The organism is Chitinophaga ginsengisoli, from assembly GCF_003014595.1.
GTDB lineage: Bacteria > Bacteroidota > Bacteroidia > Chitinophagales > Chitinophagaceae > Chitinophaga > Chitinophaga ginsengisoli.
In genome coordinates, this window is sequence record NZ_PYGK01000022.1 from 92,543 (window position 1) to 101,622 (window position 9,080).

At 45.4% G+C, this 9,080-nt stretch carries 6 protein-coding genes; 2 read left to right on the forward strand and 4 right to left on the reverse strand.

The window, feature by feature from the left end:
* Positions 1-22 precede the first annotated feature (22 nt).
* The 4 genes from CLV42_RS31780 to CLV42_RS31795 form a co-directional block, all read right to left on the reverse strand.
* Positions 23-3,154 (reverse strand): SusC/RagA family TonB-linked outer membrane protein, encoded by a 3,132-nt coding sequence (locus CLV42_RS31780; RefSeq protein WP_106605977.1) that lies wholly within the window; start codon positions 3,152-3,154, stop codon positions 23-25.
* Between the two features lie 29 nt (positions 3,155-3,183).
* Positions 3,184-4,401, reverse strand: coding sequence for a sulfite dehydrogenase (soxC, locus tag CLV42_RS31785; protein ID WP_106605978.1), 1,218 nt, complete (start codon positions 4,399-4,401; stop codon positions 3,184-3,186).
* A 43-nt stretch (positions 4,402-4,444) separates the two neighbouring features.
* Positions 4,445-5,020, reverse strand: coding sequence for a c-type cytochrome (locus CLV42_RS31790; RefSeq protein ID WP_245901791.1), 576 nt, complete (start codon positions 5,018-5,020; stop codon positions 4,445-4,447).
* A gap of 203 nt (positions 5,021-5,223) precedes the next feature.
* Positions 5,224-5,475 carry a hypothetical protein gene (locus CLV42_RS31795; RefSeq protein WP_106605980.1) on the reverse strand — a complete coding sequence of 84 codons (252 nt, stop codon included), beginning with the start codon at positions 5,473-5,475 and terminating at the stop codon, positions 5,224-5,226.
* Positions 5,476-6,502: 1,027 nt separating this feature from the next.
* Between CLV42_RS31795 and CLV42_RS31805 the strand changes: the two genes are divergently transcribed.
* Both CLV42_RS31805 and CLV42_RS31810 read left to right on the forward strand, forming a co-directional pair.
* A complete protein-coding gene (locus CLV42_RS31805) occupies positions 6,503-7,999 on the forward strand; it encodes a sensor histidine kinase (RefSeq protein WP_106605982.1) in 1,497 nt (498 codons plus the stop codon).
* A 58-nt stretch (positions 8,000-8,057) separates the two neighbouring features.
* Positions 8,058-8,774, forward strand: coding sequence for a response regulator transcription factor (locus CLV42_RS31810; RefSeq protein ID WP_106605983.1), 717 nt, complete (start codon positions 8,058-8,060; stop codon positions 8,772-8,774).
* Positions 8,775-9,080: the final 306 nt, after the last annotated feature.

The window sequence follows — 9,080 nt, forward strand, 5'->3', positions numbered from 1 at the left end:
GATCTTCTTCATTAAATGTTTCCTATAATGTCACGTTCAAACCAAACTGCAGGGTGCGCGACTGTGGCGGCGTACCCAGGTCAATACCCTGTACGGTCTGCGTGGCTGTCACGTTTGCTTCGGGATCAGGGCCTGTATATTTTGTGAGCAGCCACAGGTTATTCCCGGCAAAATAGAAACGTAAGGCCTCGACATGCCAGCGGCTGGTCAGCGATTTAGGTAGTGTATAACCTACCGTCAACGCCTGTAAGCGCAGGAAAGAACCATTCTCAATAAAACGGCTGTTCTGTTCCAGTGTATAGTTGTTGCCTACCTTCGTCAGGCGGGGTACATCTGTGATATCCCCTTCTTTCTGCCAGCGTTTCAGCTGACTGGCAAACAGTACCCTGTTCGCATCGCGGGTACCACCACCTTCTCCAAAGAAGCGGTTCAGGTTTAATACCTTGTTGCCATACTGGAAGTTGAACTGCACAGCTGCATCAAATGATTTCCAGGAAAAACTGTTATTGATACCACCAAAGAATTTGGGCAAAGCATTGCCTACGATCTGCCTGTCAGCAACCGTGATACTACCATCTCCATTCACATCCTGGAATACCGCATTACCCGTTTTAGGATCTACATACAGTTGTTTGTACATCCAGAAGGAATACATAGAGTATCCCTGCTGCATCCTGATCCAGTCGCGGTTGTACTGTGTGATCGGTACCGGCAGTTTTTCCACCTTGTTCACATTACCGGAAATGGTAAAGGACGTATTCCAGGTGAACGCACCACGTTTGATATTCTCAGAACGGATAGCTACTTCGTATCCTTTGTTGCTGATCTCACCGGCATTGGAGTAATAAGTGGTATAACCGGTATTGGAAGGCACTGGTAATTGCAACAGTACATCAGTGGTTTTCTTGGAATAAACATTCACTTCGACTGATACACGACCATCCAGGAAACCCGCATCAAGTCCCAGGTTGGCCTGTGTGGTCTTCTCCCAGCGCAGGTCAGGATTCGCGAGCTGTAAAGGAGCGGTCGCCGCTTTATCTCCACCGCTTTCTGCATCAGGATAACCATTAACGCCTGTCCATAAGCCACGGGCAGCATAATTATCGATACCACTCTGGTTACCGGTCACGCCATAACTAGCCCTTAATTTCAGGTCACTGAGGAACTGTACATCTTTCAGGAACTGCTCTTGTTTCAGGCGCCATGCTGCACCAACGGCAGGGAAATATCCCCAGCGGTGATTACTGCCGAAGCGGGAAGAGCCATCGGCACGAACGCTTAGTTCCAGGTAGTACTTACTATCGTAGTTGTAATCAACACGGGAAAAGAAAGAGGCGAGTGTACCCCGCGTCCAGGTCTGCCCGGCAGTACGGGTGGATGCGGAAGAAATATCTTTATAAGCATTATTCGGGAAACCTGTTCCCTGAGCAAAAGTCCTTGCCAGTGTATTCTGCTGGATCGTATTACCTACTACGGCGCCAAATGTATGTCCGCGGCCAAGCTTCTTCCGGTAAGACAATGTCTGCTCATTGATCCAGGTACTGTTCTGCGTAATGGAAGATGTAGCTAAGCCATTGGTTGGCGCAGCGCCTAATTGTGTTTTATCATTCCAGTATTCTGATTCATCATAGTTGTTATAATCCACGCTCCAGCTGGTGCGGAACTTCAGGTCACGCAGTATCTCCGCCTCCGCATATACGTTGCCGATATACCTCAAACTGATAGTATGCACATCGTAGTTATTCAGCAATACCTGCAGGTTGTCAAAACCGGCCCAGCGGGCAGGAGTGCCATCAGCATTGGTTTCCGGCAGATAGGTAGGTGTATGTAATGCCGACTGCAGCAGTCCTCCCTGCGGACCATCACCCGCACGCGCCTGATTCCTGTAGGAACGGGTAATACCATTGCTCACACCTATCTGCACCCTGTCATTGATCTTATGGTCAACATTCAGTTTCAGACTGGCCCTTTCAAAGAATACAGGACGGATATTGGCTTCCTGTTTTGTATAACCGGCGCCTATGTAGAATTTCGTCTTTTCAGAACCTCCATTCAGCGACAGGTCATAGTTTGCCAGCTGACCGGTACGGAAAAGCTCACCCAATCTGTCATATGTTTTCTGCTCTTCCGGCAGTCCGCGCCCTCCTTCTGCAACAGGGCGGAATGGGCGGTTGGCAAAGGTCTGGTTCAGCGCGGGATTATCTTTACCTGTATTGATCCAGTATTCATTGATCAGGGTAGCATGTTCAGGCCCGGTTGTCAGGTCCCATAATTTCGGTGCTTTTGCAAAACCATGCGATACATTCACATTGACCTTGGTGCGCTCTCCGTAATTACCCCGTTTGGTGGTAACGATCACGACACCGTTCGCACCACGTGAACCATAGATGGCAGTGGCGCTGGCATCTTTCAGTACTTCGATGCTGGCAATATCTGCCGGATTGATATCTGCAATAGGAGAGGTAGCACGACCGCCGGTACTCACCGTCTGCAGGCTGGTATTATTTACAAACACACCGTCTACTACATACAAAGGATCATTGCCTGCATTGATGGAAGTAGTACCACGTACACGTACAAAGACACCATCTCCGGGTACACCTGTATTGGAGTTGATCTGCAGCCCTGCGGCCTTACCTTGTAACTGGGCATCAAAGCCCGCCACAGGTACATTCCTCGTTTCCGCAGCGTTGATGGTTGATACAGAACTGGTCAGGTTACGGCGTTCCTGTGTACCATAACCAACTACCACCACCTCGCTGAGTTTCTTATCGTCTGTTTCCAGTTGTATGTTGAGATGAGCGTTTGCACCTACCTTTACCTCCTGCGGTTTATAACCGAGATAGCTAAAAACAAGCACGGCATCTGCCGGTGCATTTAATTCAAAAGAGCCATCTATACGTGTCAGGGCGCCACGTTTTGAGCCTTTCACGCTTACACTTACCCCCGGCAATTGCTGGCCGTTGCTATCGGTTACTTTTCCTTTTACGGGAACATCTGCCAGGAGCCTGCCGGCAACAACATGTTTATTGGAAGCTGGCAATACTGCCCCCATTATTTCTGCGCTTCCCAGTACAGCGGGAATGAGCAGGAAACCTGCATTTCTCGCAAGCCGGCGTATGACAAGCGTCTGTCGATAATCAAAGAATGACATATAGTTGGTTGATTTTTATACTGATGATGCTATTTCCATTTCTCAGGACTATACACTACCTGCCCGTCCCGTTTGATCAGCCATGCAGTAACAGGATTAAGATGATAACCTGTCCCTAGGCCGCGGGCAGCGAACAATTCCTGCAGTGCTGGCTGTACATAGCCCGTTTCGTCAATAGCGCGGCTCATAATAGCGGTAGTGTCCCCATTCCATTGCCATAAGTATCTGAAGTAAGTATGCGCCTTGTCTAATACAGGTTCCTGCAGGCGTGCGGCGTTCCAGGTTTTTCCAGCATCTGTACTTATTTCCACTTTCTGGACTTTACCGCGTCCGCTCCAGGCCAATCCTCTTATTTCCACCCATCCTTTTTGAAGTTGTGCAGGGTAGGCCGGATAAGTGATAATAGAGCGGGCATCCATCGTAAAACTGAACTGCCGGATCTTACCATCTTTTACAGGTTCTGTGTATTTGGAAGTTTCTTCTCTTGTCATAAAAGGCCCGTCTGACAATTCAATGCGGCGTATCCATTTCACACTGGTGTTGCCTTCCCACCCCGGTAGCAGCAGTCTTGCCGGATAACCCTGCTGGGGGCGAATTGCCTCCCCATTTTGTGCATAAACAATCATAGCATCTTCCCAGCCCTTACTGACGGGAATGCTTCGTGTCATCACAGCTGCGTCCGAACCTTCTGCCAGGAACCAGGTAGCCTTTGGATGAATGCCTACTTCCCTGAACAGGGTAGATAACATCACCCCGGTCCATTCGCTCTGGCTGGTCAGTCCGCAGATATCTTGTGGTGTAATATTTTCTTTATCAGGCTTTCTGAAATTGCCGGAACACTCTATAAAGCAGATCCTCGACACAGAAGGAAAGCGCTTCAGATCTGCCAGGGAAAAGACAGTCGGCTTGTCTACCATACCATGTATCATCAATTCATAGCTATTGGGATCAATAGCAGGCACACCCGCATGATGGCGTTCAAAATGCAGATCAGAAGGCGTGATCATGCCGTAGAGATCCTGTAATGGCGTCTGAGAAGAAGTGAGGGAAGGCTTTCTCTGCGGATGTTCAAATGGAGATCTTGTACCCAGTACACCAGGCAGCGGTCCCACCTGTCTGGTAGGATCAAAAGCCGCTTCGGGAATACCTGTCTGCACCATTTTGCCGAAAGATGACTTTACCAGTACCACAGCGGCTGTGGCAGCACCTCCCAGCAAAAGGCGACGACGCGTCATCTTTTGACTCATATTAAGTTCTGTTTCGAATTACAGTTTTGTACGACACATATGGTTATTCATATGGTCCGTCCCCTCCTTTTCTGCTGTCTGTGACATAATATTTCCTGGCCGGCATGACAACGGCAGGTAAGGTTTTCGCATTCATGACAGCATTTGCGCCGATCAGTTTATTGGCATATAACAGCCAGGCTGTGACGCTGTAGACTTCGTTATCTGATAGTGAGCCCGGTGCATTAAAAGGCATTGCACGACGCACGTAATCAAAGATGGTAGTGGCATATGGCCAGTAATTGCCAATAGCCTTTATGCGTTTTGGCGCCTTATCAAAAGGCGGTGCATCTACGGTATCAGGCGCTACAAGTATATTGTATGGCCCTTCTACACCTGTGGCGCCATGACAGGCTGCACATTTTGCAGCATAGATCAATGCACCATTTTGCACAGTACCACTTCCCGCAGGTAATCCTTTACCATCCGGATGAATAGCAATAGCTATCGCTGCTATTTCTTTCTCCGTAGCTGGCCGGCCATATCCGAAATGTTCCGGCATAGCGGTATTGCGGCGTTCACAGGCAATCATAAGGGTACCTGCAACGCAGGCCCAAAAAGGCATTCGTAGCTTAAACATCAGATAACTGAGACTTGGATCGTTGGTTGATTATAAATGCGCAGAGTGTAACCTTACCGGTTACTTGCATTAGTCTCTTGGTGGGAGCACAATGATAATCGATGCAAATATATGCAGTTCATTTTTAAAAGTCTACTATTTATGTAGACTTTTATATGAATGGTAATATTGAGCCAATATAGTAGGTATATGAAGAGCAGATTCTAGTGTTCCATCATATCCAGTATGTCTGTCCAGATGATACGGGCTATCTGTTCACTTTCAATAGTTTTAACCCGTTCGTCCGTAGTAATCATACGATCTTCCTGCCAGTCTATCTCTTCAGGCATAAAATCCCTTAGAATATTTCCGCTGGTGATAACTTCGTATGTTGTTTCCTCTGCAACATCGTCCACGGTGATCGCAAGCTGGTACGATCTACCTTCGATATAAACTGTTATTGTACGCCTTTCCATAACAAACAATTAAATCAATTAAAAAGGGGTCCAACTATGGTTTGTTCCATAGCAGGTTAAGTCCGAGAGAATCTGTTGAATATGTTACTGGCTGCTGACGGCCGGGGGCACGCTAAAGTTGTCACTGTTCACTGTCTGACCTGCTTTTGATCCCTCTACACTTCTCTTCATTGCTTTTTGACCCTTGCTCGAATACGTCTTCATAATCTCACATTTAAATGGGTTAGTAATAAGCTGACACACTAAATAGAACAAATTATTTGCCAGTATGTTTTTAATAGTAAAATGTGGAATAATTCTCCCCAACTCCAAAGACCAGCAGGTCTCTACGGGGTAAAAATTGCGCTTTCTGTACAGATCCCGGTAGACTAATGTGCCTGTGAGCCCGGCAGAAAAGTTTTAAAATACTTGAAAATCAGTATATTCATCTGAAAAAACTCATCATTATGGCAGAAATAAGGGGGCAAACCCGGCTATATTGGTAGGATGGGGCATATTTCGATCTGTAAAAAAATGGAAGTATCTTATTGGCAGGAAAAGTTCACGGATTCCTGTTCACGTACAATGACTATAATGGCTAAAAACAAAAATGCACCGCAAATTGGCAGTGCACTTCGTTGATATATTCTATTGCATTCATCCGGATTTTTTATCAGCATCCTATACCGCCTGTGAAATTGTTTCTTTCAAATTAAAGGCCGGTACTATTCACTTTTACATCGCTGATATTATAACTATCTTTTCTGATAGTGACATTAATGGATTAACAACCTACAAGCCGCACAGAATGTACAGCCTGTAGTTTGTTTCTTCTAAAGGTGGCTGAGTACTATTTCGTGGTAATTAGCACAAAGATCCCGCAGGACTTGTCTGTAGTTAAAAAATCCGGCAGTCGATAATTCAGCATTGCCTGCCGGAGAACCGAAGTTAGCAAAGCGGTTGCAGAAAAGTTGTAAATGGAAAGCAAACGAAGTGTAAACAATCTTAAACAAATTGTGAATGAAAATTAAATTTCCAATATTTAAATATGAGTAGAAAATCAAGGAGTTTACTGAAACTGCCGGCTGAAAGAATATATTTGTTCTTCAGGAATTTTTCGATGAAGCATCCCTTTAAGATCTACATAACTACATCTGTTATTTGCTTTCTTGTATTGGCACTCGTTCAGTTTATTCTGGTCTATAATACCTATGATCTGCTTAACAGGCGTTTCTACTATGAGAAAAAAAGTAAGATCAATGAAGAATACAGCAAGGCTATTACCAATGATAAGTTATATCCGGGGGGCCAGGCCATCGTAGACAGCATCCTGGTGCCTCAGCTCAGAACACTGGAACAACTCTACAACACAGACACCACAAAATTCCAGGTTTACTCACAACAGCTACTCAATAAAATATTCCACCAACTCATCAAAGGACAGACGGTCGACAGCCTGATGCGGCAGATCCGTGAACACGAGCATATCACCGACTCACTACGGTATGCACTGAACATTTCCAAGATCGATATTATGACCGGCAACAGGAAGTATATTAATATCTATGACAGCCGGAAGAAATATAAACTGATAGACGATTCACTGCAATGGTCTGACGGTATCCGCCTTTATGGCGATCTGAAGAATCCTGATGAACGAAGCCAGGTAGCAAGACTGAATGTCAGCAATGCCATGCCTTATACTTACGCCATGGCATTCAGCTTCCACGCAGAACCTACCAACCGCCGGCAGATGGTTTTCCGGCAAATGCGCCTGATGCTAACTATGTCACTCCTGTCCATGTTTGCCATTATTTTACTATTTTTCATCACCATGCGGAACTGGATAAAGCAGAAACGACTCTCTGATGTTAAAACTGATTTTATCAATAACATTACGCATGAATTTCATACACCATTGTCAGCCATTATGGTCGCCAACAAAAACATCCAGAATGAAAAGATCCTGGATAACAAGATGGCTATCAGATCGCTGTCAGATGTGATAGAACGGCAATCTCACCGGTTGAAACTGCTGTTCGGACAAGTACTGGATCTTGCCACAGTCGATAAATTATTCGTGCAGAAAAAGCCACATCACCTGAATATGCTGGTGAGTGAAATTCTGACCGACTTCAGCATCAAGTTTTCCTCTTCTAATGTGCTGGTTGATTTTACACCTGCAGAGGAAGACCTGGTAGTCAACCTGGATAGTTTTCATTTTACTACCTTAATGCTGAATATACTGGACAATGCAGTGAAGTATAATCTTCAGCCGCTCAAAGACCTGATGGTACATATCCGCAATGACAAGGAGAGTATTTACATTACGGTCTCAGATACAGGTATCGGCATGTCAAGAGATACGCTCAAACATATCTTTGAGAAATTTTACAGACATCAGAAAGATCTGACGCAGAACACAAAAGGATTGGGACTAGGACTGCACTATGTGAAACAGTGCATAGATGCACATCAATGGAAATTAAAAGTAGACAGTGAAGTAGGAAAAGGGACTACATTTGTAATAGTTATCCCTGTATAAAATATTTTTTAGTAATTAATGTAAACAGGTCGGCTGCTTCAAATTAAAATTGAGAGCTATGAGACATCGTATTTTATTGGTAGAGGATGAATCAGATCTGGGTAATGTAGTAAAACAGTACCTGGAACTGATGGATTTTGACGTAAACTGGCAACAAAGCGGCAGTGATGCGTTGGAAGATTTTAAACGGGCGCCGGAACGCTATCATATAGTGCTGATCGATGTTAATCTTCCCGGCATGAACGGATTCGAACTGGCCGAACATGTAGTCAGGATCAATAACCAGGTCCCTTTTCTATTCCTCACGGCGCGCGGTGAAAAAACAGATCGTCTGAATGGTCTCAAAATCGGGGCAGACGATTATGTGGTAAAACCCTTCGATGTGGATGAACTGGTGTTGCGCATCCGGAACATCATCAAACGTAAACAACCTGTGGTGGCGCCGGATGTTGTAAAAGCCAATAATGTCATCACTATAGGCAACACCCAGCTATTCGTTGATTCCCTGAAACTGGTTACAGAACAGGGAGATGAAATCGTGCTGACACCAAGGGAATGCGACCTGCTGGTGTTATTCTTTCACAATGTAAACCGCGTGATCAAACGCGAAGAGATCCTTACCAAAGTCTGGGGCTCTAACGACTATTTCGTTGGTCGAAGCCTTGATGTATTCATTTCCAGGTTCAGAAAATATTTCCAGCAGAATCCTGGTATCAGTATCAAGAACGTGTACGGGATCGGATTTGTGTTCAATGTGAAATTTTACGATATATAGTGCTAACTTAAATTTAGAATACCCCTTTCTGCCTTTTCCCGGGGCAAATTACTGCACTTAAATTCCGCTTTTATACCGCTTTAATACCGCTAATCCTGCGTTGATCTTACGTTCATGAACGTAGGATCAACGCAGGATTAGCGGTATTAAAGCGGTATAAAGACGGTAAAAAAGCTCATTTCAGAGACACCGAAACCGGGGTGTTGATTCGGTAGAGGTTCGGTCGAGGTAGCCTCATCCTCCCTTAATCTTCCGTTCCGGAACGGAAGATTAAGGGAGGATGAGGCTACCTCGACCGAACCTCTA